This window comes from Mesorhizobium sp. ES1-1 (assembly GCF_020164785.1).
In the GTDB taxonomy this organism is placed as follows: Bacteria; Pseudomonadota; Alphaproteobacteria; order Rhizobiales; family Rhizobiaceae; genus Mesorhizobium.
This window is the reverse complement of record NZ_JAIUGX010000002.1, coordinates 248,288-271,109: the sequence shown is the minus strand read 5'-3', so window position 1 is coordinate 271,109 and position 22,822 is coordinate 248,288. Positions and strand designations below refer to the sequence as shown.

At 62.7% G+C, this 22,822-nt stretch carries 24 protein-coding genes and 1 pseudogene; 10 read left to right on the top strand and 15 right to left on the bottom strand.

Annotated features, from left to right (window positions below; genetic code table 11):
• Nucleotides 1-164: 164 nt before the first annotated feature.
• From LB513_RS04035 to LB513_RS04025, 3 genes are all read right to left on the bottom strand, one after another.
• Nucleotides 165-2,048 (bottom strand): ABCB family ABC transporter ATP-binding protein/permease, encoded by a 1,884-nt coding sequence (locus tag LB513_RS04035; RefSeq protein WP_224662179.1) that lies wholly within the window; start codon nt 2,046-2,048, stop codon nt 165-167.
• A gap of 22 nt (nt 2,049-2,070) precedes the next feature.
• Nucleotides 2,071-2,412, bottom strand: a complete 342-nt coding sequence (locus LB513_RS04030) for an ArsR/SmtB family transcription factor (protein WP_224662178.1) — start codon at nt 2,410-2,412, stop codon at nt 2,071-2,073.
• A gap of 139 nt (nt 2,413-2,551) precedes the next feature.
• On the bottom strand, nt 2,552-4,285 hold the full coding sequence (locus tag LB513_RS04025; RefSeq protein WP_224662177.1) for a LysM peptidoglycan-binding domain-containing protein: 1,734 nt from the start codon (nt 4,283-4,285) through the stop codon (nt 2,552-2,554).
• A 143-nt stretch (nt 4,286-4,428) separates the two neighbouring features.
• Here LB513_RS04025 and LB513_RS04020 point away from each other — a divergent pair, with 143 nt between their 5' ends.
• Together LB513_RS04020 and LB513_RS04015 are read left to right on the top strand one after the other, a co-directional pair.
• Complete coding sequence (locus tag LB513_RS04020; RefSeq protein ID WP_224662176.1) at nt 4,429-5,040, top strand: TIGR00730 family Rossman fold protein; 612 nt, start codon at nt 4,429-4,431, stop codon at nt 5,038-5,040.
• A gap of 193 nt (nt 5,041-5,233) precedes the next feature.
• Nucleotides 5,234-6,232, top strand: a complete 999-nt coding sequence (locus LB513_RS04015; RefSeq protein ID WP_224662175.1) for a transporter — start codon at nt 5,234-5,236, stop codon at nt 6,230-6,232.
• Nucleotides 6,233-6,246: 14 nt separating this feature from the next.
• On the opposite strand, the gene LB513_RS04010 is transcribed toward LB513_RS04015, so the two are convergent.
• The 9 genes and pseudogenes from LB513_RS04010 to cysS all read right to left on the bottom strand — a co-directional run bounded on the left by LB513_RS04010 (nt 6,247) and on the right by cysS (nt 13,996).
• On the bottom strand, nt 6,247-6,933 hold the full coding sequence (locus LB513_RS04010; protein ID WP_224662174.1) for a glutathione S-transferase family protein: 687 nt from the start codon (nt 6,931-6,933) through the stop codon (nt 6,247-6,249).
• Nucleotides 6,934-6,943: 10 nt separating this feature from the next.
• Nucleotides 6,944-7,873 carry an EamA family transporter RarD gene (gene rarD / locus LB513_RS04005; protein ID WP_224662173.1) on the bottom strand — a complete coding sequence of 310 codons (930 nt, stop codon included), beginning with the start codon at nt 7,871-7,873 and terminating at the stop codon, nt 6,944-6,946.
• A gap of 82 nt (nt 7,874-7,955) precedes the next feature.
• The gene (gene cimA, locus LB513_RS04000) at nt 7,956-9,572 is read right to left on the bottom strand and encodes a citramalate synthase (RefSeq protein WP_224662172.1); all 1,617 of its coding nucleotides are present in this window, start codon (nt 9,570-9,572) and stop codon (nt 7,956-7,958) included.
• Nucleotides 9,569-10,528: a prolyl aminopeptidase gene (gene pip, locus LB513_RS03995; protein WP_224662171.1), complete on the bottom strand. Its 960-nt coding sequence runs from the start codon at nt 10,526-10,528 to the stop codon at nt 9,569-9,571. Before pip ends, cimA begins: the two co-directional genes overlap by 4 nt.
• Nucleotides 10,525-11,001 carry a GFA family protein gene (locus LB513_RS03990; RefSeq protein ID WP_224662170.1) on the bottom strand — a complete coding sequence of 159 codons (477 nt, stop codon included), beginning with the start codon at nt 10,999-11,001 and terminating at the stop codon, nt 10,525-10,527. Before LB513_RS03990 ends, pip begins: the two co-directional genes overlap by 4 nt.
• Nucleotides 10,998-11,489, bottom strand: coding sequence for a GFA family protein (locus tag LB513_RS03985; RefSeq protein WP_224662169.1), 492 nt, complete (start codon nt 11,487-11,489; stop codon nt 10,998-11,000). The genes LB513_RS03990 and LB513_RS03985 overlap by 4 nt, the downstream gene beginning before the upstream one ends.
• Before the next feature lie 5 nt (nt 11,490-11,494).
• Nucleotides 11,495-11,878: pseudogene (locus tag LB513_RS03980) on the bottom strand (VOC family protein).
• Nucleotides 11,875-12,282, bottom strand: coding sequence for an endonuclease domain-containing protein (locus LB513_RS03975; RefSeq protein WP_224662168.1), 408 nt, complete (start codon nt 12,280-12,282; stop codon nt 11,875-11,877). The pseudogene LB513_RS03980 and the gene LB513_RS03975 overlap by 4 nt, the downstream one beginning before the upstream one ends.
• Before the next feature lie 277 nt (nt 12,283-12,559).
• Entirely contained in the window at nt 12,560-13,996 is a 1,437-nt protein-coding gene (cysS, locus tag LB513_RS03970) for a cysteine--tRNA ligase (RefSeq protein WP_224662167.1), read from the bottom strand.
• A 385-nt stretch (nt 13,997-14,381) separates the two neighbouring features.
• On the opposite strand from cysS, the gene LB513_RS03965 reads away from it, so the two are divergent.
• The gene (locus tag LB513_RS03965; protein WP_224662166.1) at nt 14,382-14,537 is read left to right on the top strand and encodes a hypothetical protein; all 156 of its coding nucleotides are present in this window, start codon (nt 14,382-14,384) and stop codon (nt 14,535-14,537) included.
• Nucleotides 14,538-14,602: 65 nt separating this feature from the next.
• Here LB513_RS03965 and LB513_RS03960 read toward each other — a convergent pair whose 3' ends face one another.
• Complete coding sequence (locus LB513_RS03960) at nt 14,603-15,370, bottom strand: SOS response-associated peptidase (RefSeq protein WP_224662165.1); 768 nt, start codon at nt 15,368-15,370, stop codon at nt 14,603-14,605.
• A gap of 125 nt (nt 15,371-15,495) precedes the next feature.
• Here LB513_RS03960 and LB513_RS03955 point away from each other — a divergent pair, with 125 nt between their 5' ends.
• The 4 genes from LB513_RS03955 (at nt 15,496) to LB513_RS03940 (ending at nt 17,898) form a co-directional block, all read left to right on the top strand.
• Nucleotides 15,496-15,927, top strand: a complete 432-nt coding sequence (locus LB513_RS03955) for an NUDIX hydrolase (RefSeq protein ID WP_224662164.1) — start codon at nt 15,496-15,498, stop codon at nt 15,925-15,927.
• 127 nt (nt 15,928-16,054) lie between these two features.
• On the top strand, nt 16,055-16,432 hold the full coding sequence (locus LB513_RS03950; RefSeq protein WP_224662163.1) for a TIGR02301 family protein: 378 nt from the start codon (nt 16,055-16,057) through the stop codon (nt 16,430-16,432).
• 356 nt (nt 16,433-16,788) lie between these two features.
• A complete protein-coding gene (locus tag LB513_RS03945) occupies nt 16,789-17,046 on the top strand; it encodes a hypothetical protein (RefSeq protein WP_224662162.1) in 258 nt (85 codons plus the stop codon).
• Between the two features lie 66 nt (nt 17,047-17,112).
• Nucleotides 17,113-17,898: a hypothetical protein gene (locus tag LB513_RS03940; RefSeq protein WP_224662161.1), complete on the top strand. Its 786-nt coding sequence runs from the start codon at nt 17,113-17,115 to the stop codon at nt 17,896-17,898.
• Between the two features lie 19 nt (nt 17,899-17,917).
• On the opposite strand, the gene LB513_RS03935 is transcribed toward LB513_RS03940, so the two are convergent.
• Nucleotides 17,918-19,258, bottom strand: a complete 1,341-nt coding sequence (locus tag LB513_RS03935; protein ID WP_224662160.1) for a dihydroorotase — start codon at nt 19,256-19,258, stop codon at nt 17,918-17,920.
• A gap of 74 nt (nt 19,259-19,332) precedes the next feature.
• On the opposite strand from LB513_RS03935, the gene LB513_RS03930 reads away from it, so the two are divergent.
• Both LB513_RS03930 and LB513_RS03925 read left to right on the top strand, forming a co-directional pair.
• The gene (locus tag LB513_RS03930; RefSeq protein ID WP_224662159.1) at nt 19,333-20,193 is read left to right on the top strand and encodes a YgfZ/GcvT domain-containing protein; all 861 of its coding nucleotides are present in this window, start codon (nt 19,333-19,335) and stop codon (nt 20,191-20,193) included.
• On the top strand, nt 20,193-20,828 hold the full coding sequence (locus LB513_RS03925) for an HD family hydrolase (protein WP_224662158.1): 636 nt from the start codon (nt 20,193-20,195) through the stop codon (nt 20,826-20,828). The genes LB513_RS03930 and LB513_RS03925 overlap by 1 nt, the downstream gene beginning before the upstream one ends.
• A gap of 30 nt (nt 20,829-20,858) precedes the next feature.
• Here LB513_RS03925 and LB513_RS03920 read toward each other — a convergent pair whose 3' ends face one another.
• Nucleotides 20,859-21,749, bottom strand: a complete 891-nt coding sequence (locus tag LB513_RS03920; RefSeq protein ID WP_224662157.1) for a fatty acid desaturase family protein — start codon at nt 21,747-21,749, stop codon at nt 20,859-20,861.
• A 111-nt stretch (nt 21,750-21,860) separates the two neighbouring features.
• On the opposite strand from LB513_RS03920, the gene LB513_RS03915 reads away from it, so the two are divergent.
• Nucleotides 21,861-22,793, top strand: coding sequence for a LysR substrate-binding domain-containing protein (locus LB513_RS03915; RefSeq protein ID WP_224662156.1), 933 nt, complete (start codon nt 21,861-21,863; stop codon nt 22,791-22,793).
• The last annotated feature ends 29 nt before the right edge of the window (nt 22,794-22,822 follow it).

Here is a 22,822-nt window from a genome sequence, read left to right as displayed (position 1 = left end):
GCATACCGCAGCGAGAACTAGTGATCGGTGAGTTTGGGAAACCCGCTGTCTGGAACCATCACTCGCCAGTAGAGCGAGTAGGCGTAATGATCTCCGAGCTCGATCCGATCAGTCCCTGCCAGGCTTCGCTGCTTGTCGGGACGGAGGAAGACACCGCGGGATGATCAGCTCACCTCCGAGGTGCGTCGACGCACGATGACGCCCAGTTCGTCTCCCTCGCGGGCGATGCGCAGCCGCTCCTCGGCCTCGGTCGCCTCGCGCTGGCGGTCCCACATCGAGGCGTAGAGGCCATGCTTGCGCATCAGATCGGCGTGCGTGCCACGTTCGGCGATCTGGCCATCCTGCAGGACGATGATCTCGTCGGCGGAAATCACGGTCGAGAGGCGGTGGGCGATGACGATGGTGGTGCGGCCACGGCTGACCAGATCGAGAGCCGCCTGGATCTCCTGTTCGGTGTGGCTGTCGAGTGCCGAGGTCGCCTCGTCCAGCATCAGGATCGGCGGCGCCTTCAAGATGGTGCGGGCGATGGCGACGCGCTGTTTCTCGCCACCCGAGAGCTTCAGCCCGCGTTCGCCGACCATCGATTTGTAGCCATCGGGCAGACGCTCGATGAATGGGCCGATCTGGGCGAGTTCGGCCGCCTTGCGTACGTCTTCCTCGCTCGCGCCGACGCGCCCATAGCGGATGTTGTAGGTGATCGTGTCGTTGAACAGCACCGTGTCCTGCGGCACCATGCCGATCACCGCCCGCAGGCTTTCCTGCGTCACGTCGCGTACATCCTGACCGTCGATCAGCACCTGGCCGGACTGGACGTCGTAGAAGCGGAACAGCAGCCGCGAGATGGTCGACTTGCCGGCGCCGGACGGGCCGACGATGGCCACTGTCTTGCCGGCCGGGACTTCGAAGCTGACGCCTTTCAGAATCTTGCGGTTCGGATCATAGGAGAAATTCACGTCGCGGAATTCCACCGTGCCGGCTTGGACAACCAGCGGCTTGGCGCCCGGCTTGTCGACGATTTCCGGGGGCACGTCGAGCAGGTCGAACATCTGCTCGATGTCGGTCAGGCCCTGGCGGATTTCGCGGTAGATGAAGCCGATAAAGTTAAGCGGCACGGAAAGCTGGATCAACATGGCATTGATGAAGACGAAATCGCCGACCGTTTGGGTGCCTGCCTGCACCTCCAGCGCCGACATGCACATGACGATAACGGTGCCGAGACCGAAGATGACGCCCTGGCCGAAATTCAGCCAGCCGAGCGAGGTCCAGATTCTCGTCGCCGCGATCTCATAGCGCGCCATCGAGCGGTCGAACCGCTCTGCCTCCATGCCTTCATTGTTGAAATACTTGACCGTCTCGTAGTTGAGCAGCGAGTCGATGGCCTTGGTGTTGGCGTCGGTATCGCTGTCGTTCATGTCGCGACGGATTGATATGCGCCAGTCGCTGGCGCGCACCGTGAACCATACATAGAGGAAGACGGTGACCGCGACCACGGCCACGTATTTCCAGCCATAGGTATAGGCGAAGATGCCCGTCGTCAGTCCGAATTCCAGGATCGTCGGCGCCGTGTTGAGCATGATGAAGCGCACGATCGTCTCGATACCCTTGGTGCCGCGCTCGATGATGCGTGACAGGCCGCCGGTGCGCCGCTCGAGATGGAAGCGCAGCGACAATTCGTGCATGTGAACGAAGGTGCGGAAGGCGAGTTGCCGCACCGCGTATTGTCCGACACGCGCAAAAAGGGCGTCGCGCAACTGATTGAAACCGAGTTGCACCAGGCGCACGACATTATAGGCGACGACCAGCATGACGGGCGCGAGCAGGAAGGTGGGCAGTGGCGGCACCGACTTGGAATCGCCGGCCAGCGCATCGGTCGCCCATTTGAAGAAATAAGGTCCGGCCACCAGCGTGAGCTTTGCGACGACCAGCAGAAGCGTCGCCCATGTCACCCGCGCCCTGAGGTCGGGCCGATCCGCCGGCCACATATAGGGCCACAGATTGATCATCGTCTTGAATGTGGAGCTGTCGGCTGAGACGGTTTTTTCGGCCATTCTGGTGCTTTCTTCTTATCTTTCAGCGGCCGGTGCAGCAGGAATTGACGAGCGCGGCAAGCGATGCCGAGACTTTGGCGAGGCCGGAGCGATCGACTTCATAGCGCGAGCGCTGGCGGTCGGGCGCGAAGCGGACAAGACCGGCATCAACCAGTATCTTCAGATGCTGGGAAACGGTCGACTGCGCCAGGTCGAGATGATCGACCACGTCGCGGCAACAGCAGGAGTTGCTGGCCGACAGATGTTTTATGATTTCGATCCGCGCAGGATGCGAAAGCGCGGCGAGCCATACAGCAACAGCGCGGCTGTCCGGAACGTCCGTGACACGGTTATGGCTGCAGGGCTGAACAATGGATTCGGTCATCGTCCATCGGCGATAGACGATGACCGAACCGACGGCAAGCTGGCCTTAAGGGCAGCGAGCGATCGATGCCCCGGACATTGTGCCGCGAGAACCGCAACTCGCCCCCGGACGGTCTCCGAAGGTAAGCATTGGCAACGCCTCAATTGGTCTTGGTCGGTGTCGTCGTGGCCTGCTCGCCCATGGCCTTGAGGTCGGCGGCTTCACCTTCCTTCGACGTTTCGGGGACCTTGAACACCTGACCCGGCCAGATGCGGTCGGGATCGCTGATCTGGTCCTGGTTGGCGAGGTAGATGGTCGAGTAGCGCACGCCATGGCCGTAGACGCGCCGCGAAATCCGCCACAACGTATCATGACGCCGGATGATGACGGCACCGTCGCTGTGCTCCAGCTTTGGCGACACGACTTCGGGCACGTCGGCTGGCGGTGTGGCAGAGGCAACAACTGCCGAAGCTTCCGGTGCAGGCGGTACAGCTGTCGTGTCACCCACAGCGGCGGCGACGGGCGGAGCTGGCGTTGGCGCGTCGGTGGCCGGTGCGGCGGGAGTCGATGCGGAATCGGCTGGCGCGGCCTCGGCAACGGCAGGCTTTGATGTAGCCGGAGCAGCGGGCGAACTGGCGACGGCGGCTGGGGGTGGGTTAGCCTCGGCCGGCTTGGTCTCGGTGGGCTTGGTTTGGGCGGGCTTGGTCTCGGCAGGTGCCACTGCGGCGATCGCCTCCCCCGGTTCGCGTTCGAACGGCACGGCGGCACGAGCCACCACCTTGGCTCCGTCGGCATCGAGACCGTCGACATGGATGGTATAGCTGCCGACCGGAATGTCGCGTGTCGCCTCGACCAGGAAATGACCGTCCGGCGATGTCAGCGCGTCACCAAGCAGGATGTCATTGGCATAAGCCCGCACCTTACGCCCCGGATCGGCAAGACCGGCGACGAAAATCTTGTTGCCGTCGATCTCGACCGCCTCGACGACGATCTTGGGTTCCGCCAGGGGTGCGAAGGGCGGCTTTGCGGCCACGGCAGGAGCCGGCGCAGCAGGAGCTGGCGCAGCTTCGGCAGCCGGCGCCGGGGCTGTTGCAGCGGGTGCCGGAGCGGCAGACGCCGGTGATGGCGGCGTCGCCGCAGCAGCCGGGGCCGGAGTAGCCGCCTGATCACCGGCGGCCGGTGCCGCGGGCTTGGTCTCGGGCGCCGGAACGGTGAGCAGTTCCGCTGGCTTGCCGGGTTCCTCGACCATGGCCAGGACCTGACCGGCGGCATCCTTGGGAACCGAGACGACAGCTGTCTGCGCCGAAGCGGTCACGACATCGCCGGCGACTGCGCGGAGCGCGATTGTGTAGTCGCCCGGCTTGAGCGGATCGTCCAGCACGATGACGAAGGCGCCATCGGGGCCGGCGACCGTCGAACCGAGGACGGTCGCGCCGTTGAGGATCTCAACCTTGGAATTGGGCGCCGCATTGCCTGCGACGACAATGGAACCGTTGCTTTCGACGCGCACGACATCGAATGTCGGTGCGACCGGGCCGGCCGTGGCGGGTGCGGCGGGAGCCGCCGCATCGGCTGCCGGTGCGACCGGAGCCGTCGCATCCGTGGCAGGCGCGCCGGCGGCGGGCGCCTCGGCGGCTGGCGCGGTCGGTGCGGCCGGAGCCGTTGCCTGGGGGGCAGTGGCGGGAGCAGCCGGCGACGCCGGCGCAGCAGGCAGCCGACCTTCCGTGCCGGGATCGGCCGGTTTGGGGGTCTCGGGCGCAGGCAATGCGGCCACTTGCGCCGGCGGGGAGCTGTCGAGATACGGGTCGAGTGCGCCCGATACATAGGCGGCTCCCGCGACCGCAACGGTCCCACCCGCCGCGAACAGGAACACCCTTAGTGGATTAGTTGCCATTTTTCCCCTACCCCTTAGCCACCTAAAGCCGGTCTAGCGTGTTTTCCCAAGGCCGACAAGAAAAAGGGGCCTACAGAAAAAGGCCATGCTTGTGAGCGTCTGGGGCTTGACCACACTTTCACAGACTATCACCAATCATCGGCATGAACACGATTCGATCCATCTGCGTCTATTGCGGCTCATCTCCGGGCCGCGATGGAATTCATGTCAAGGCCGGACACCTGCTCGGACGCTCGATTGCCAAGGCAGGGCTGAGGCTGATCTATGGCGGCGGCACCAAGGGCATCATGGGCGCCGTCGCTGAAGGTGCGCTCAAGGCCGGCGGCAAGGTGACGGGCATCATCCCGCGCTTCCTGATCAACCGGGAGGCAACCGAAACCGCGCTGGACCGCCTCGACGAGTTGCTGATCACCGAGAACATGCATGAGCGCAAACACAGCATGTTCGAGAAATCCGACGCCTTTGTGGCGCTGCCCGGCGGTATCGGTACGGTCGAAGAGATCGTCGAGATCATGACCTGGGCCCAGCTTGGACATCACCGCAAGCCCATCGTCTTCGGCAATGTCAACGGGTTCTGGGATCCCATGCTGGCGTTGCTTGATCACATGGCGACGGAGGGCTTCATCCATACCGCGCAGCGGGTCAAGCCGCTGGTGGTGGAAGACCCCGAAGCGATCGTCGCCGCCATCATGGTTGCTGGCTCTTCGGTCGACGCGCCAACGGAAGGCGTGCAGTCGGTGATCGAGAAGATGTAGCGGGAACGCCAGCGGCCGGTAAGGCCGAAGGCGACGCGGTTACTGACTTGCCGCCCCACCATCCGGCCACACCGGCAGGCGTGATCGGCTGTCAAGAACCTGTCACACGAAACCAGGTCTGCTCGTGCTAGGGGTCGTTGCCTGCGTGACGGCCATGCAGCACGCGTCGAAACCAATTCTGGCACGTCCCCCCTTGAACATCGCTCTCGCACCCGAAGGCACCGATCTGTCGGCTTACATGCCGGATGAGCATGGGCTGTTCTTCGTCTATCATTTTTCCGCCGACGGCCTGCGTACCACGGATTCCGCTCAGGCGGCATGGACTTGGCGCAGCTACCAGATCACCGACCTGCATGCCCGCCAGGAGATAAGCGCCGAGAAGGCCTTGTCTTCAGCGGCTCGCGATGCATTCCTCGCTCCCAGCCATGGCTGCCATATCGACTACGAGGACAACTGGCTGTTTGGTGACCTGCCGGATTTGAGGCACGATTTTTCGGAGGCGCGAGGCCTCGTCCATTTCCGTTTCGCCTTGAACGACACGATGCTGATCGGCGCCCGCAAGCAGCCGCTCGAATCAGTGGACGCTGTCCGCAAGGCGGTGGAGAACGGGGCCCGCAAATTCCGTTCGCCGGCTGAGCTAATAGAAGCGGTCATGGGCCAGTCGCTCGACGGCATGGCGCGCGGCCTCAGCAAGCTGGGCGACACGCTCGACGGCATCGAGGATCGCGTGGTGCGCGATGCATGGCACAATGAACGGCAGTCCCTGGTCGAGGCGCGGCGGCAGCTGGTGGTGATCCATCGGCAGATGGCCACACTCACCAACCTGTTCAGGCATCTTGAGCATTCCCACCGCGACGAACTGCCCGAGCCGCTCAGCGTCATGGCGGCGAGGCTCTCGCAGCGGGCTCACACGCTCTATCATGACGGCGAGCAGTTGCAGGCACGCACAAGGCTGTTGCAGGATGAGCTGATGGCCAAGCTGACCATGCAGTCGAACCGGCTGCTTTATGCGCTTTCCGTTATGACGGCGGTGCTGCTGCCGATGACCATCATCTCCGGCCTGTTCGGCATGAATGTCGGTGGGCTGCCACTGACCGACACGCCGATGGGCTTCCGGGTGGTGACCGGCATATCGCTGGTTATCGCGGCGGCCACCTTCTTGTTCGTCAGAGGGCTCGGCAGAGGAAGTTGACAACAGCGCGACATCTAGGCCGTCGCGCGAAAATCCTCTGTTATGGTGCCGGCGGCCGTGACTTCCGCCTCGTGGCCCGGCTCACGCCAAGGTTCGGCAATGGCGTCGGCATACCATTGGCGCATTGCCGGCAGGGCTAGCAGGCGTGCCGGATAGTCGGCAGCCGCACCCTCGAAAGCGAGCCCATAGGACTGAGCCCGAAACGCCACCGGGGCAAAGAAGGCATCGACGGCGGTGAAATGGGCTCCGGCCAGAAATGGGCCGGCGAAACGGGCAAGGCCATCATTCCAGAGATCGCCGAGCCGAAAGAGATCCTGTTCCAGCGCAGCCGACATCGGGAACGGCTCCACACGCACACCGCAATTCATCGGGCAATCGTTGCGGAGCGCGGTGAAGCTCGAATGCATCTCGGCCGCGGCGGACCGCGCCCAGGCGCGCGCCCTGGCCTCGACAGGCCAGACGCCGTGGTGGCGTTCCGCCAAATATTCGATGATGGCAAGGGAATCCCAGACCGGCCGGTCATCGTCGCTCAGGCATGGCACGCGGCCATTGGGCGAAAATGACCGGTAGAGATCCCAGCTCGATCCGGTCGGAAATGGCGTCAGTCGCTCCTCGAACGGGATGTCCAGCGTCCGCATCAGCACCCATGGCCGAAGCGACCACGAAGAATAGTTCTTGTTGGCGATGTGCAGGACATACATCGGAGGACCTCTACCGTGCTGCGGGCACTGTCGCCCGACTTTCCCGACCGCGGAACATCGACCAGGAGTAGATGGCTAAAGCTGCCCAGATCAGTGCAAAGGCTATGGCTTGAACCGTGTCGAAAGGCTCATTGAAGATCAGGACGGCGATCAGGAAGACCATGGTCGGCGCGATATATTGCATGATGCCAATGGTGGAGAGGCGCAACAGCTTGGCGCCGAAGGCGAACAGCAGCAGCGGCACCGACGTGACGGGGCCGCAGCCGATCAGCAACGCCGTGTCGGTCATATTGCCGGACACAAGATGGTCCTGCCCGCTGGCGATCAGATAGACGATATAGCCAAGGGCCGGCACCGACAGCAGAAGCACTTCGAGCAGGAAGCCCTGGCTCGGGCCTATCGGCAACGTCTTGCGAAAGAAGCCGTAGGCGGCGAAGGAAAACGCTAAGGCCAGTGACACCACGGGCAGCTTGCCGCCCTCGAAGGTCAGCACCGCGACCGCGATCGCCGCCAGCACGACTGCTGCGACCCGCAGTCGGTCGAGCCGCTCGCCAAGCAGCAGCGCTCCGACAACGACGTTGACCAAGGGATTTATGTAATAGCCGAGCGCTGTCTCGACCGTACGGTCGACGGCGATCGCCCAGACGTAGATGCCCCAATTGAGCGAGATCAGAGCCGCCGTGAGTGCGGCCATGGCGATGGTGCGCGGCGAGCGCAGCGCCGCCTTGAAATCCGCAGTGCGGCCCGCCCAGACCAGGACAGCGGCGGCGATCGGGACGGACCAGACGATGCGGTTGGCGATGACTTCGGCGAGCGGCAGATGCGCCACGGCCTTCATATAGAAAGGCAGCAACCCCCACAGGAGATAGGCGCCCAGCGCGAGCAGGAAGCCGCGCCGGCCCTTTGCATTCGCATCCAGGGTCGTTGCTTCAATGGCCATGGGCCAACGCTATGGCTCAGTCCCCCTGGCAAAACCATCGCAAAGTTATGATGGATCAATGGAGTTTCGCTGATGGTTCAAATCACTCCGCGGCCACCAGCCCGGCCATCTCGCGGTTCTTCATCAGCTTGTAGAGGATGGAATCCATCAGCGCCTGGAAGGAGGCGTCGATGATGTTTTCGGAAACGCCGACCGTCCACCAGCGAGCCCCGGTCCCGTCATGGGACTCTATCAGCACGCGGGTGATCGCCTCGGTACCACCGTTGAGGATACGCACCTTGAAATCGGCGAGTTCAAGATTGGCGATCTCGCCCTGGAATTTGCCGAGGTCCTTGCGCAAAGCCAGGTCGAGCGCATTGATGGGGCCGTGGCCTTCGGCGACAGACATCTTTTCCTCGCCGTCGACCAGAACTTTTACGATCGCCTCCGAGACCGTCTTCAGCTGGCCGTTGGCGTCGAAGCGGCGTTCGACCATGCAGCGAAACGAGGTAACGGCGAAGAATTCGGGCAAGCCGTGCAGCATCTTGCGTGCAAGCAGTTCGAATGAAGCATCGGCGCCTTCATAGGCGTAGCCTTCGGCCTCACGCTCCTTGACCACGGAAATCAGCGCGTCGAGCCGATGATCGTCCCTGGGCACGTCAATGCCCCGTCGCTTCAGTTCGGCCAGGAAATTAGCCTTGCCGCCCTGGTCCGAAACCATGACGCGACGGCGGTTGCCGACAGCTTCGGGAGGCACATGCTCATAGGTCGCCGGCTCCTTGGCCAGTGCCGATGCATGGATGCCGGCCTTGGTGGCGAAGGCCGAGGCGCCGACATAGGGCGCCTGCGCTTCCGGCGCGCGGTTGAGCAGTTCGTCGAACGCCCGGGAGAGCCTGGATATGCCGGCAAGAGCCTGCTGCGAGATACCGATGTCGAATCGGGTGGAGAAAGCCGGCTTCAGGGCCAGGGTCGGCACGATCGAGACCAGATTGGCATTGCCGCAACGTTCACCAAGGCCGTTCAGCGTGCCTTGGATCTGGCGCACGCCCGCCTCGACGGCGGCCAGTGAATTGGCGACGGCCTGGCCGGTGTCATCATGGGCATGGATGCCAAGATTGGCGCCGGGAATACCCGAGGAGACCACCTTTTCGACAATGGCGCGGACCTCCGAGGGCTGCGTGCCGCCGTTTGTATCGCACAGCACGACCCAGCGGGCACCGCTATCATAGGCCGTCCTTGCGCAGGCAAGCGCGTAGTCGGGATTTGCCTTGAAGCCGTCGAAGAAATGCTCACAATCGACGAGCGCCTCCTTGCCGGAAGCCACAGCCGCCTCGACCGACGCCTTGATAGCCTCCAGATTCTCCTCATTGGTGCAGCCCAGCGCGACGCGGACATGGTAGTCCCAGCTCTTTGCGACGAAGCAGATGGCGTCCGACCTTGACTGCACCAGCGCCGCCAAGCCGGGATCGTTCGAAGCCGACACCCCCGCCCGCTTGGTCATTCCGAAAGCGACAAACTTGGCGCCCGCAGTGCGCTTTTGCTGGAAGAAGGCCGTGTCGGTTGGGTTGGCGCCGGGATAGCCGCCCTCGACATAATCCATGCCGAACTCGTCGAGCAATCCGGCGATGGCGATCTTGTCCTCGACGGAAAAGTCGACGCCCGGCGTCTGCTGGCCGTCGCGCAGCGTCGTATCGAAGAGATAAAGCCGCTCGCGGGTCATTTTTTGCCCGCGAACTTGTCCGTCGCCCGAATCAGCTGGTCGAGGATGCCCGGTTCGGAGAAGGCATGGCCGGCGCCCTCGATGAGGTGGAAATCGGCCTTCGGCCAAGCCTTGTGCAGCGCCCAGGCATAACGGGCCGGGCACGGCATGTCATAGCGGCCATGGACAATGGTGCCCGGAATATCGCGCAGCTTGTGGGCATCGCGCAGCAACTGTCCCTCTTCCAGCCAGCCGGCATGGACGAAATAGTGGTTCTCGATGCGCGCGAAGGCGACCGCGTAGTCGTCCTCGCCGAAGGGGCCGCTGGTTTCGGGTTCCGGCAGCAGCGTGATCGTCTCGCCTTCCCAAAGGCTCCAGGCGCGCGCGGCTTCGATTTGCGCCTTACGATCGTCGCCCACCAGCCGCTTGCGGTAGGCGGCCATCATGCCGCCGCGTTCGGCCTCCGGGATCGGTGCCAGGAACCTCTCCCATTTGTCCGGGAACATTTCCGAGACGCCGAATTGATAGTACCATTCGAGTTCGGCACGGGTGAGCGTGTAAATGCCGCGCACCACCAGTTCGCTGACACGCTCGGGATGAGTCTCCGCATAGGCCAGCGCCAGCGTCGACCCCCATGAGCCGCCGAAGACCAGCCATTTGTCGAAGCCGGCCATTTCGCGCAAACGCTCGATGTCGGCGACCAGATGCCAGGTCGTGTTGGCCTCGAGGGAGGCGTTGGGGGTCGATTTTCCGCAACCGCGCTGGTCGAACAGGATGACGTCGTAAAGTTTCGGATCGAACAGCCGCCGATGTCTTGGCGCTATCGTGCCGCCCGGCCCGCCATGCAGGAAAACCGCCGGCTTGGCACCCCTGGTGCCGGAGCGTTCCCAATAGACCTGATGGCCGTCGCCGACATCGAGCATGCCGGAGTCGAAAGCCTCGATCTCGGGATAGAGCGTGCGCAATTGACTGCTCATAGTTGCAAACCCTTGGTTGGCCAATCCGCCGTTTCATGGTCGGGGTGCTGGAAAGAAATGATGGATTCCTGCCTGGTGTAGAAGTCTGGGTCCTGGTGGACGGGTTGATCGAAAATGGTCTCCACCCAAGGCAGCCGCGCGGCGTAGTTGACCTGGATTTGCGGGGCGAGATCTGACCGGTCGTCGAAGGCGCCAATGGCAATCTCCAGTCCGCCGGGCTGCCTGTAGGTGAGTGGCGTGCCGCAGCGCGCGCAGAAGCCGCGATCGATGTTGACCGATGACTGGAAATAGCTCGGCTGCTCATGGGTCCATTCGACACCGTCCTTCGGCACCGTCACCAGCGCGCCAAAGAACGATCCGAACTGCTTCTGGCACATCCGGCAGTGGCAGATGGAGGGGCGGCCGAGCGCTCCATGAACGCGGAAGCGCACCGCTCCACATTGGCAACCTCCGGTTCGTATCGTCTCGGTCATGGCTTTTCCTTTGGCGGCCATTGTTCAGTGTCGTGGTCGGGATGCTGGTAGGAGATGAGGTCGGCCAGATAGGCGGCCGACGACAAGTCAGCCATCGTCTCCTCGCCCCGCAATTGCGGAATCGCGTCGACATAGGGCAGCTTCGCCTCGACGCCCCACTGCACCAGCGGCACGATTTCCGCCGGATTGTCGAAGGCGCCGATGGCGAGGCCGACCCCGTCCGGTGCGGTGAAAGTCAGCGGCGTGCCGCAATTGGCGCAAAAGCCGCGGTCGACCCTGTTGGACGAGCGGAAGTATTTCGGCTCGCCGCGTGTCCAATCGAGCTTGGCGTCATGCACCGAAACCAGCGGTGCGTAGAAAGAGCCGAAAGCCTTCTGGCACATGCGGCAATGGCAGACCGAGGCGTCGCCAAGCGCGCCCTCGACGCGAAACCGAACCGCGCCGCATTGGCAGCCACCCGTGTAGATCGGCCGATTGTCGAGGCTCATCTTAGTCACTCCGGTTCATGGCAGACGGCTCGACATTGTTGCCGTCAGGATCGAAGACGAAGGCGCCGTAGTAGTTCGCATGATAGTGCGGGCGCAGGCCAGGAGCGCCATTGTCCCTGCCGTCGGCGGCCAGCCGCCGCATGGAAAGCGTCGACTTCGGCGCGGCTGCGCGCTGTAAAGGCCACGTGCTGACGATCCTTCGGCCGCTCCTTGCCGGCATTCAGCCAGAACACCGGACGGTCGCGGCCATAGCCGCCAACCATGGCGCCGCCAGTGAATTCCTGCGGCACCATGTAAAGTAAGGCAGCGCCCAATGGCGCCATCGCCTTGTCGTAGAAGGCCTTGGACGTATCGAAATCGGCAACGATGATGCCAAGGTGGTCGATCATAGTACAGCCTCCCTCGCTGGTTCGCTCGCCGGCACCTGGGCAGCCGCCAAACCGGCCTCGATTACGATGTGCTGACAAACATTGCCCATATCGCGAATGACGTCGTCGTTCCAGAAACGCAGGATGGTCCAGCCGCTGGCCTGCAAATAGACGCTTCGTGCCTCGTCATATTGCAAATGCCCCGCGTCCGCGTGTTGACTGCCATCGACCTCAACAATGAGGCTATGAGCCGAGCAGGCAAAATCCACGATATAGGGGCCAATCGGGACCTGCCGGCGAAAGCCCATCCCCATCAGCCGATGGGCACGTAACTCATTCCATAGTTTCAACTCTGCTTCGGTCATGACACGACGCATCGTTTTTGCATTCCGGCGGTGGCGTGACTGAACGAGATCGTGACCCATAGTCAGGCGGCCTTGCGCTGGAGATTAGCGAAAATCCGGGCAGCAGCCGATCTCCCCCCATGCGGGGGAGATGTCCGGCAGGACAGAGGGGGGTGCTGTCCCGCCAGCTTATCAACCGGCGGCCGCTGCCCTCTCAAGAAACAATTGGAACGGACAAACGCAAAAGTTGGCAATCCTTCACACCCCCCTCTGCCCTGCCGGGCATCTCCCCCGCAAGGGGGGAGATGGGCTGTTACCAGCGCCTCCGCCAAACTTGTAGAGGCCCTTGGCGCCGCCGTCACCGCTTGACCTCCCACGTCGTCACACGTTCGCCGGTAGCCGGGTCCTTGCCATCCTTCAACTGCACGCCCTGCGCCAGCAAGTCGTCGCGGATGCGATCGGCCGCCGCCCAATTCTTGGCGGCGATGAGTGCCAGGCGATCGGCGATTGCCCTGGAGATGTTGTCCTCATCCACAGTCGCGGAGGCGACATCGAAGCCCAAAAACAACAGCGACGCTTTCAGCCATGACGCCGCCTCATTGTCGTCCCCCGCCTCGCCCGCCAGCCGCGTCAGCACCTGGAAGGCGGCGTAGGTGGCGAGATCATCAGACAACGCATCCAGAACCTCGGCAGGCAAGCTGGCTGCCGGTGATGTCGCAAGATCCGCCGCTCGCTTCCATTTGCGCAGGGTGTTCTCGGCCTCTTCCAGCTTTCGTACCGAAAAATCGATCGGCTCGCGATAGTGCGTCATCAACATCGCCAGCCGCAGCACCTCGCCCGGCCATTCGCGTCCGCCAAAGGTCCTGGTCTCCAGCAACGCGTTGATCGAATAGAAATTGCCGAGGCTCTTCGACATCTTCTGGCCTTCGACCTGCAGGAAGCCATTGTGCATCCAGACCCTTGCCATCGCTTCGGTGCCATGGGCGCAGCGCGACTGAGCGATTTCGTTCTCGTGATGCGGGAAGATCAGGTCGAGACCGCCGCCATGGATGTCGAAGACCTCGCCGAGATAGGCAGCCGACATGGCCGAGCATTCAATATGCCAGCCCGGACGGCCCCTGCCCCATGGAGACTTCCAGCCCGGCTCTTCCGGCGAGGAGAGTTTCCAAAGCACGAAGTCGCCTGAGCTCTTTTTGTGCGCGTCGACGGCGACGCGAGCACCGGCCTGCTGCTCATCGAGGTTGCGTTTCGAGAGCTCGCCATAGTCCGGCATCGACGCGGTGTCGAACAGGACTTCTCCTGCCGCGACATAGGCATGGCCGCGTTCGATCAGGCTTTGAATCAAGGTGATCATGTCGGCCTTGCCATCGGCGCGCGGCTCGACGAAATCGGTAGCGCGCGGCTCGAATGTGGGCTCCAGGCAGCCCAGCGCCGCAACGTCCCTGTGAAACTGATCGGCGGTCTTCTCGGTGACGCGGCGGATCGCCTCGTTGAGGGAAAGCGCCCCGGAAGCGATCTCGCCGCCGAAATCACGCAGGGCGCGCGCGTTGATCTTGTCGTCGACATCGGTGATGTTGCGCACATAAGTGACATGCGCCTCGCCATAGACGTGTCGCAGCAGGCGGAACAACACGTCGAAGACGATGACCGGCCTGGCATTGCCGATATGGGCGAAGTCATAGACCGTCGGGCCGCAGACATACATGCGCACATTGCGCGGATCGATCGGGACGAAGTCCTGCTTGCTCCGCGTTAGCGTGTTGTGGAGGCGCAGGCCCTTGGATGCGTCAGACATTCGTGCCTTCCCGGTCTGTTGTACTCGGAAGCCCACACCGCGCCGAGACGCAACACGGACTCCAGCCTGCTGGCCGGGGCGTTTGTCCAATCTGGGGAAAGATGAGGCGAAAACGTCCGGACCAGCGCGAAGCTAGCCAATAATGCAAATACCACAAATGGCGAAAGACGTTTTCATGGGCGGCTTTATCGCCTTGCCCAGTGTTGCCGTCAAGTCGCTCGTTTCAACAAAACCGTCGCTGAAGCACAGGTAATCGCTCCGTGAAACATTTTATTAAACATGTCGGCACAGTCATGAAACATTCGCCGGCTAGAGGACCAGACGTCACGATTTGGTCGGATTCGGCCATCAACGATGACACGGAAATGTTACCTGGGAAGAAACCATGCTCCGAAGCAAGCAAGAGTCCAGCCGCGCCAAGCACCCGGCGCTGACCAAGCACTATCGCGCGATCGGCCCGGCGGCGATCGTCGCCGCCCTTCTTCACACCGCCAAGAAGAACAAGCCTGCGCAAAAGATCATATCGCCTCGCGCTGGCTGAGACGCGCGCCCGGCTCCCAGCGCCGGATATGGCGGGTCGCGGACGCATCGACATTGCGGCCTGCGCTAGAACAGCGTCATCTGACCGCCGTCCGCGCCTGGCTTCCGGCCTCTGCCGTTTGTTTTGGGCTCCGCGGACGCCGTTACGCCCCTCTCCTGGATAATCGGTCCGGTGTTGGCGACCTTGTTGACAAGGTCGGATACTGGAATGGCCTCGAAGAAGTCCGCTGGTGCGGGCCGCAGCAGGTCGGCGACATCGCGCGGCTCCTGAGTCTGGCAGTCCAGCCAGCGTTCAAAATCCCGCGTAGCGATGACGACCGGCATGCGGTCGTGGATATGGGCGATGTCGGCACTGGCTGTTACGGTCAGAATGGCGCCGGTGTCCATCTCGGAGCCGCCAGGCTCTGCATAGGTTTCCATCAGGCCGGCAAAGGCAATCAGGCCGCCTTGCCTGGGCCGGATCCAGAAGGCCTGGCCCCTCCTGCCGCCGGTTCGCCGCCATTCATAGAATCCGGACGCCGGAACCAGAGCGCGGCGATGGCGCATGGCGGCCTTGAACGATGCCTTCTCTATCGCGGTTTCGGATGGCGCGTTGAACAGCAGCGGAAATTTCCTGACGTCTTTGACCCAGGCTGGGATCAAACCCCATCGCACCAGCAGGGGTTGCCGGTTTGGGAGATTTGATCCGACGGCCGGGGCCACGCCGCTCATCGTCATCAATATCGGCTGGGTCGGGGCAATGTTGTAGCGTGGCGGGAAATCCTCGACCGCCACCATGTCCAGGAAGGACGCTGTCTGATCCGGCGTCGCGGTCAAGGCGAAGCGTGCACACATGATGATTTGCTCCTGCCCCTAAAATGACTACGCACGAAAGTGGCGATGGAACAGCAGCGCCGCAACCGATAAAGCTCTCCAAAAGTTAATCGGCCCACGGCGGTTTGTGCCTCGAGAGGTTGGCTATGAACGAAATGCGCGCGACGCTTCCGGCAGTTTCGGTCGCTGTAGTTCGTGGCGACACGGTGCTCCTGGTCAAGCGCGCGCGCCAGCCTTCAAAAGGCCTCTACGCCTTTCCCGGCGGCAAGGTCGAGCCAGGCGAGACACTTGCCGACGCCGTGGAACGTGAACTGCTTGAAGAGACCGGCCTGCACGCCACAGACTACCGGCCATTGCGGGAGATCCATATAGACGGCAGGGATGACGGGCACCCCGTCGATTATCGGCTGACCGTATTCGGCGCCGCCTACGCCGGTGGCGACGCCGAGGCCAGTGACGACGCTGAGACCGCGGCATTCTACACTCTCGACCAGATGAGCGCCCTGCCACTGGCGGGGTCGGTGTTCTCCGTTGCCGAGGAACTCCTCCGTGCGGATCCCTCCCGAACGCGTTCCTGAAAATCGCCTTGCGGGCGACAAAATGCTTCGCCAAAAAGGACTTACTGTTGCCCCCACGACGAGCCCACGATCGGCGAAGGAGCGGTTCGGCGGGCCATAATGCTACGCCGTTAGGCGGAGAAGGATCATGAAACGTCGATCGATTCTCGTTGCGCTCTGTCTCACCGCCAGTACGGCCATCTCGACTCGGCCAGTTTTCGGCGCCGAGGCGCCGTTCGAGCCCGGTTTGATGCGGCTGGCGGAGGTTCTGGGATCGCTGCATTTCCTGCGCAATCTGTGCGGCGAGAAAGGCGACCAGTGGCGGGCGGAGATGGGAAAACTGCTTGAGTCGGAAAATCCGAACGCCGACCGGCGTGCCCGCTTCATCGCGAGTTTCAATCGGGGCTACCGCTCGTTCGGTGGGACCTATACGCAGTGCACGCCCTCAGCGAGCGAAGCGATCAGCCGCTACATGAAGGAGGGCGAAACGCTGTCACGCGAAATCGCCTCGCGTTACGGCAACTAGGTGCTGCGAGCCCATTGGCCACCCGCACGCGGACAATGGCGGAGCACGACGTTCATATTCGGCTTGTGCGGAAAATCCCCTGGTGCGATCGTAATGTGGCGATTCTGCAACAGTATTAATCAAACCTTACCGCACCAGTGTCGAATTAACTCAAACTGAAGGTTTTCGCCCCGGGGCCCGTTCTTATCGGCTAAGTTGACTCGAACTGAAGGCATGGTTGCGCCGGTCAAAGGAATTCGTCCGAAGCTACCAAAAAAATGTCTTATTTACAGAGACTTAATTACCACGCAAGTGAAGTGGACAGATCAGGCCAATCCAAATCGCACGGATCCGGCTTGAAAGGGTGGGCATCGCATATGGAACATGCCGTCAACGACATCGACGCCCTGGTCAGGGAAGAAAAGCGCCTGACCGCCGTGGAGAGCCACAATGAAGCGTGGGCGGAGGGCCTCTCCGCGGGCATAGAGCCCGAAATCATTGCCGAAGCTGCACTCGAAACAGCCTTCGGCGAGATGCTGCGGGCCAATGGCGAGACCTCGGCACTTGCCCTGCTTGACCGCATGCGTGAAAAGGTGATCGCAGGCGCCTTCGAACCTGAACGGCCTCGGCACTGAACTCACGCCCGGTTCATTGACGATATGCCGCTCGGGCGTGATGCCCGGAATTAAGGAGAGCGGGCAGTGACTCTTTCGATGTCAGGCAAGCCAAATGGCTTGTTGCCCTTCATCTGTTTCGTCGCCTCCTGTGCCGCGATTCCCCTGGTGGCCTGCCTGGCAAGCGGCCCCGCCTATGCGTTGAGCGAGATCAAACGCGAGGAGCTACCCTCACCCGTCACGCCGCCGGCGGACGACGACATGGTGCCCGGAAGCACCGTGCCGATGCCCGATCCGGTAGGTGCTCCGCCCTCCACCAGCCAACCGGCGGCCCCCGACGGGGCACAGCCTGAGAGCCCGGCCGATGGCGGTACGACCAGGCCGCGCGTAGATCCGGACACACCGGCACCCGAGGTCGTTTATGATCTCGGAAAGCTGCCCGAGCCGGTGCGGCGCATGCATGACCTGATCGTCGAGGCCTGCAAGAGCGGCGAAATTGAAAAGTTGCGGCCCTTGATCGGCAAGGGCGATAGCATGACGCAGATATCGCTGACCGATATAGACGGTGACCCCATCGCCTTCCTCAAGGGACTCTCCGGCGACCCGGACGGCCAGGAGATCCTGGCCATCCTGGAGGAAGTGCTGAGTGCCGGCTATGTCCATGTCGATGCCGGAACACCGCAGGAACTCTATGTCTGGCCGTATTTCTTCGCGCTGCCGCTGGACAAGCTCGACGCCAGGCAGAAGGTCGAACTGTTCAAGATCGTCACCGCGAGCGACGTCGAGGACATGAAGCAATTCGGGGCCTACATCTTCTACCGTGTCGGCATCACGCCGTCGGGGCAATGGACCTTCTTCGTCGCCGGCGATTGAGCGGCCTTGCCTGCACGGGCTACGGGGTCTGGACCGGCAGGGCCTCGGAAAACTCGACCGCCCTTCCCTGAGCCGGCGTGACAATCTCGCCTTCCCACATGACTCGGCGACCGCGAATGACGGTCCCGATCGGCCAGCCGGTGACGTCCTTGCCATTATAGGGCGTCCAGCCTGCCTTCGAGCCGACCTGCGCGTCAATGATGGTTTCGCGTCGCTTCATATCGACGATGGTGAAGTCCGCATCGTAGCCGGCGGCTATGCGGCCCTTTCTCGCCATGCCGAAGATGCGTTGCGGGCCGTGGCTGGACAGGTCGACGAAGCGCTGTAGCGTTAGCCTGCCCGCATTGACGTGGTCGAGCATGATGGGCACCAGCGTCTGCACGCCGGTCATCCCTGACGGCGAAGCCGGATATGGCTTCCCCTTCTCGGCTAGCGTATGGGGCGCGTGATCGGAGCCGAGCACGTCGACAATGCCTTGCGCGATGCCATGCCAGACGCCGTCGCGATGGCGCTTGTCCCGTACAGGCGGGTTCATCTGGATCAGCGTGCCGAGCCGGGCATAGTCGTCCGCCGACAGGGTCAAATGATGCGGCGTCGCCTCGCAGGTCGCAACATCCTTGTGCCCTTCGAGAAACAGGATCTCTTCCGCCGTCGAAATGTGAAGCACGTGGATGCGGGCGCGGACGCGTCGCGCGATGCGCACCAGCCGCTCGGTGCAGCGCAGGGCGGCGATTTCGTCGCGCCAGACCGGATGCGATGAAGGATCGCCCTCGATGCGCTCGCCCAAGCGTTCGCGCAGGCGGAATTCGTCCTCGGAATGAAAAGCGGCACGGCGGCGTGTATTGCGCAGGATCGAGGCAACTCCTTCGTCGTCCTCGACCAGCAGATCGCCGGTGGACGAGCCCATGAAGACCTTGATGCCGGCCGCTCCCGGCAACCGCTCGAGCTCACCGACGTCTTTCGCATTCTCGCGCGTGCCACCGACCCAGAAGGCGAAATCGCAATGCATACGGTCGGTGCCGCGTTGAACCTTGTCGGCAAGCGTCGCCTCGCTGGTGGTCAGCGGATTGGTGTTGGGCATCTCGAACACGGCGGTGACACCGCCCAGCACCGCCGACCGCGAGCCGCTTTCCAAGTCTTCCTTGTGCTCCAGTCCGGGTTCACGGAAATGCACCTGGCTGTCTATGACACCTGGCAGGATATGCAGACCACGGCAGTCGATCGTCTCGCCTGCCGAAGCCTGGGCGAGATCGCCGATGGCCGCGATCCGTCCTTGCCTGACGCCTATGTCGCGAGCACCTTCGCCGTCATGGTTGACCACTGTGCCGCCTGTCAGGATGAGGTCGTAGGTCATTGCCATGCTCTCTTGCGGGGGGAGTGCCAGCGGCTTACGTAAAGGCCGACCGTTTTGCAAGATCAGGTTCACTGCCGCCAATGCCCCTCGCCCAGCTCACAGACCGCGCGCTAGTTTCTGTCTCGGGCCCGGATGCTGAGCATTTCCTGCAGAACATCCTGACCACCGATCTCGACGCCCTTGTCGCGGGCGACGCAAAGCCGGGAGCCCTGCTTTCGCCGCAAGGCAAGATCCTGTTCGACTTCCTGATCTCGCGCGCCGGCGAAAACGCATTCCGGTTGGAATGCCGTGCCGACATATCGGATGATTTCGTGCGCCGGCTGACGCTCTACAAACTGCGGGCCAAGGTCGAGATTGGCAAGGCGGATCAGGCGCTTGTCACAATCGCCTGGGGAGGCGAGTCAACGACCTCTCAATCCGAGTCAGCCGCGCTAGTCGACCGACGCTTTTCCGGCAATGGCGTTACCCGTTCCTATGACGACGCCGTGGCGGGGGGCGATGGCGCTGCGTGGCTGGCCTTCCGTATTGCAAACGGCATTGCCGAAAGTGGCAGCGACTATCAGCTGGGAGACGCCTTCCCCCATGATGTGCTGCTCGACGAAACCGGTGGTGTCGGCTTTAGGAAGGGCTGCTATGTCGGCCAGGAAGTGGTTTCGCGCATGCAGCATCGCGGCACGGCCAGGCGGCGCGTGCTTATCGTCGCGGCCGAACAGGCCCTGCCCGCTCCCGGAACCGAGCTCACCGCCGATGGCCGACCGGTCGGCGCGCTCGGCTCGACCGCCGGCGTGGTCGGGCTGACGATTGCCCGTATCGATAAGGTCAAGGCGGCAGTGGACACCGACAGGCCGATCATGGCGGGAGACGTGCCAGTCACGTTAGCTATTCCCAGTTGGGCTAAATTCAGCTTCCCATCGGAAGCCGTCAGCGAGGAGCAGGCCTGATGTCAGCCGACCGCGTCGGCGCGCCGGCACGCGCCTGGCAGCGCATGCTGTCCGGCCGCCGGCTCGACCTGCTCGACCCCTCACCGCTAGACATCGAAATCTCCGACATCGCGCATGGGCTTGCCCGGGTCGCCCGATGGAACGGCCAGACCCGAGGCGAGCATGCCTTTTCGGTCGCCCAACACTCGCTGCTGGTCGAGGCCCTGTTCTGTGACATCATGCCTGATGCTCCGGCCAACGCCCGGTTGGTGGCGCTGCTGCACGATGCGCCCGAATACGTCATCGGCGACATGATTTCTCCGTTCAAATCCGTGATGGGCGGAAGCTACAAGGACTGCGAGCTGCGCCTGCAGCGCGCCATTCATCTGCGCTTCGCGTTGCCGCCGGAACCGGCCGCCGCGCTTCGCAGAGAGATAAAGCGCGCTGACCAAATCGCTGCTTATTTCGAGGCAACGCTGCTTGCGGGTTTTTCGGCCGCCGAGGCGACGGAGTTCTTCGGGCGTCCGCGCGGTTTCAGCGCCGATCGCTTCGATTTCACGCCCCGTTCGGTGACCTGGGCCCAGAACGCGTTCCTGGAGCGGTTTTCAGCGATCGAGAAGGCGCGAAGCGGAGTTCCAGCCTCCGCGCCAGGTTGAAGGCCAAAAGCTCCTGGTGCTGCATCGGCGTCAGTGCAGCGTGTCGATGTATTTTTCGTGGAAGCTGACATAGCCAGGCTCGACCACCTTGAGGTGCCGCTCGATCAGCGCGTGAAATTGCGGCAATTGGTGGAATGGCACGCCGGGATAGGCATGATGCTCGGCGTGAAACGGCATGTTCCATGCAAGCTTGCGCACCACCCAGTTGGTCAGCGTGGTTCTGGTGTTCTCCAGCATGTTGGCGACGAACGGACAGCGGCCGTGCTCGGCCAGCAAGTAGAGCCGCAGGAAGGGCTGGCCGAGCAGAGCGGGAATGATCCAGATATAAAGAAGCACCGTGAGCCGGAAGTAGACGGCTAGAAGGAGCAGCACGGCGTAAAATCCAATCATGGCGCGTGCCTCGGCCCGCACCTTGGGGCGGCCCTTCGTCGGAACGTAGCTCTCCTGGCTGTCGCCGAGGGCATTGGCGTAGATCGTCTTGAGATGGCCCCACCAAAGCGGGATTCCGGAAACATGCACGAGGTATTGCCGCAGCGTTTCGGGTTTGGGAAACGCCAGCTCCGGGTCATTGTCCGGATCCTGCGTGTAGCGGTGATGGGCGAAATGGAAATACCGGAACCAGTCGGCCGGCAATGCCAGCGCCAGGCTGCATATTCGCGCGACGACGTCGTTCAGCCACGGGGTCTCGAAGGCGGTGCGGTGGACAGTCTCGTGCAGCAGCGTGAACAGGAAGACGATCAGGATACCTTGCGGCAACATCAGCAACTGCCAGAACGGCACTTTTGCAGCGATCAGCGATCCGATGATCAGGATCGCGAGCCAGTGGGCGGCGAGCTGAAAGAGACCCGCAGCGTCGGATTTGGCCGTCAGGCGATTGCGCTCTTCGGGAGTCAATGAGGCGATGATGTCGCGATGGTCCATCGGCTCCGATCCGGGGTGTCGATCCTATTGCCAACTCTATCAGCTAAAAAAGCTTTCCAAAAACGACGATTCCTGCGATTTGGGTAAGCTCACCTTATCTATCCGGCGGTCATGGAAGCACTCCCATCACTAAAGGGGCTTCAGGCCTTCGAGGCCGCGGCGCGCACGGGCAGCTTTGCCACCGCGGCGGAAGAGCTTTCGGTGTCGGCCGCCGCAATCAGCCAGCTTATCCGCACCATCGAGGAACAGACCGGCCGCAAGCTGTTTCACCGGGTTAACCGCCGCGTCGTGCTCACCGAGGCCGGCTTGGAAATGCTGCCACGGCTGACCCTGGCCTTCCAGGAAATCGGCAGCGTCTCGCGAGAGCTGGGCGGCGCAGCGTTCCGTCCGCGCCTGGTGGTCTCGGTACCACCTTCGATGGCCATGGGTTGGCTTTCGCAGCGCCTCGCCGGCTTCGTCGCCAGCCATGGCGCGGCCGACATATCTCTGCGGGGTGAGGACGATCCGGTGCCATTCGATCGCGAGTTGATCGACATCAGGCTCTCCTACGGTCCACATTACCGTGAGCACCCGACCGAGGAGATTGCTCGCGACGCTGTCTATGCCGCCTGTGCACCACGGCTTGTTGGCGCGATCGAAGCGAACGAGAGTTCGGTTGCAGAGTTGCCGTTGATCCACACCGACTGGGGTCCAACCGGGGCGGCGTTTCCGTCCTGGCGCCACTGGTTCGAGGCTGCCGGTATCGAACCTCGCGGGCCAGCGCGGCGTGGCCTTTCCGCCAACTCATCACGCGCGGCGCTCGACCTCGCCATTGCGGGACTGGGCGCGACGCTGGCGCAAGGGGTCTATTGTGCCGAGGCGCTGGAGAACGGCAGGCTTGTGGGAGCGTCGCCCACGACAATTTCGTTGCGCCAACCCTATTGCCTGACGATTCCCGAGCGCAGCGCAAAGCGGGACGTGGTGGCGGCGTTCCGCGTCTGGCTGATCAACGAATGCCAGCAGGCGGTGGGCTCACCGGCGTTGCGTGCCAAATCCACACCATAAAGAATTAGCCGCTTTGCCCCGGACCAGCG

Coding starts and splice junctions, on each gene's coding strand:
- LB513_RS04010 (WP_224662174.1), bottom strand. CDS start 6,933: ATGTATGTCCTGCACATCGCCAACAAGAACTATTCTTCGTGGTCGCTT.
- LB513_RS03925 (WP_224662158.1), top strand. CDS start 20,193: ATGTCAGCCGACCGCGTCGGCGCGCCGGCACGCGCCTGGCAGCGCATG.
- LB513_RS03975 (WP_224662168.1), bottom strand. CDS start 12,282: ATGGGTCACGATCTCGTTCAGTCACGCCACCGCCGGAATGCAAAAACG.
- LB513_RS03955 (WP_224662164.1), top strand. CDS start 15,496: ATGAACGAAATGCGCGCGACGCTTCCGGCAGTTTCGGTCGCTGTAGTT.
- LB513_RS04035 (WP_224662179.1), bottom strand. CDS start 2,048: ATGGCCGAAAAAACCGTCTCAGCCGACAGCTCCACATTCAAGACGATG.
- LB513_RS03985 (WP_224662169.1), bottom strand. CDS start 11,489: ATGAGCCTCGACAATCGGCCGATCTACACGGGTGGCTGCCAATGCGGC.
- LB513_RS03915 (WP_224662156.1), top strand. CDS start 21,861: ATGGAAGCACTCCCATCACTAAAGGGGCTTCAGGCCTTCGAGGCCGCG.
- LB513_RS03945 (WP_224662162.1), top strand. CDS start 16,789: ATGGAACATGCCGTCAACGACATCGACGCCCTGGTCAGGGAAGAAAAG.
- LB513_RS03990 (WP_224662170.1), bottom strand. CDS start 11,001: ATGACCGAGACGATACGAACCGGAGGTTGCCAATGTGGAGCGGTGCGC.
- LB513_RS03960 (WP_224662165.1), bottom strand. CDS start 15,370: ATGTGTGCACGCTTCGCCTTGACCGCGACGCCGGATCAGACAGCGTCC.
- LB513_RS03930 (WP_224662159.1), top strand. CDS start 19,333: ATGCCCCTCGCCCAGCTCACAGACCGCGCGCTAGTTTCTGTCTCGGGC.
- cimA (WP_224662172.1), bottom strand. CDS start 9,572: ATGACCCGCGAGCGGCTTTATCTCTTCGATACGACGCTGCGCGACGGC.
- rarD (WP_224662173.1), bottom strand. CDS start 7,873: ATGGCCATTGAAGCAACGACCCTGGATGCGAATGCAAAGGGCCGGCGC.
- LB513_RS03920 (WP_224662157.1), bottom strand. CDS start 21,749: ATGGACCATCGCGACATCATCGCCTCATTGACTCCCGAAGAGCGCAAT.
- cysS (WP_224662167.1), bottom strand. CDS start 13,996: ATGTCTGACGCATCCAAGGGCCTGCGCCTCCACAACACGCTAACGCGG.
- LB513_RS03950 (WP_224662163.1), top strand. CDS start 16,055: ATGAAACGTCGATCGATTCTCGTTGCGCTCTGTCTCACCGCCAGTACG.
- LB513_RS03965 (WP_224662166.1), top strand. CDS start 14,382: ATGCTCCGAAGCAAGCAAGAGTCCAGCCGCGCCAAGCACCCGGCGCTG.
- pip (WP_224662171.1), bottom strand. CDS start 10,528: ATGAGCAGTCAATTGCGCACGCTCTATCCCGAGATCGAGGCTTTCGAC.
- LB513_RS04030 (WP_224662178.1), bottom strand. CDS start 2,412: ATGACCGAATCCATTGTTCAGCCCTGCAGCCATAACCGTGTCACGGAC.
- LB513_RS04020 (WP_224662176.1), top strand. CDS start 4,429: ATGAACACGATTCGATCCATCTGCGTCTATTGCGGCTCATCTCCGGGC.
- LB513_RS04025 (WP_224662177.1), bottom strand. CDS start 4,285: ATGGCAACTAATCCACTAAGGGTGTTCCTGTTCGCGGCGGGTGGGACC.
- LB513_RS03935 (WP_224662160.1), bottom strand. CDS start 19,258: ATGGCAATGACCTACGACCTCATCCTGACAGGCGGCACAGTGGTCAAC.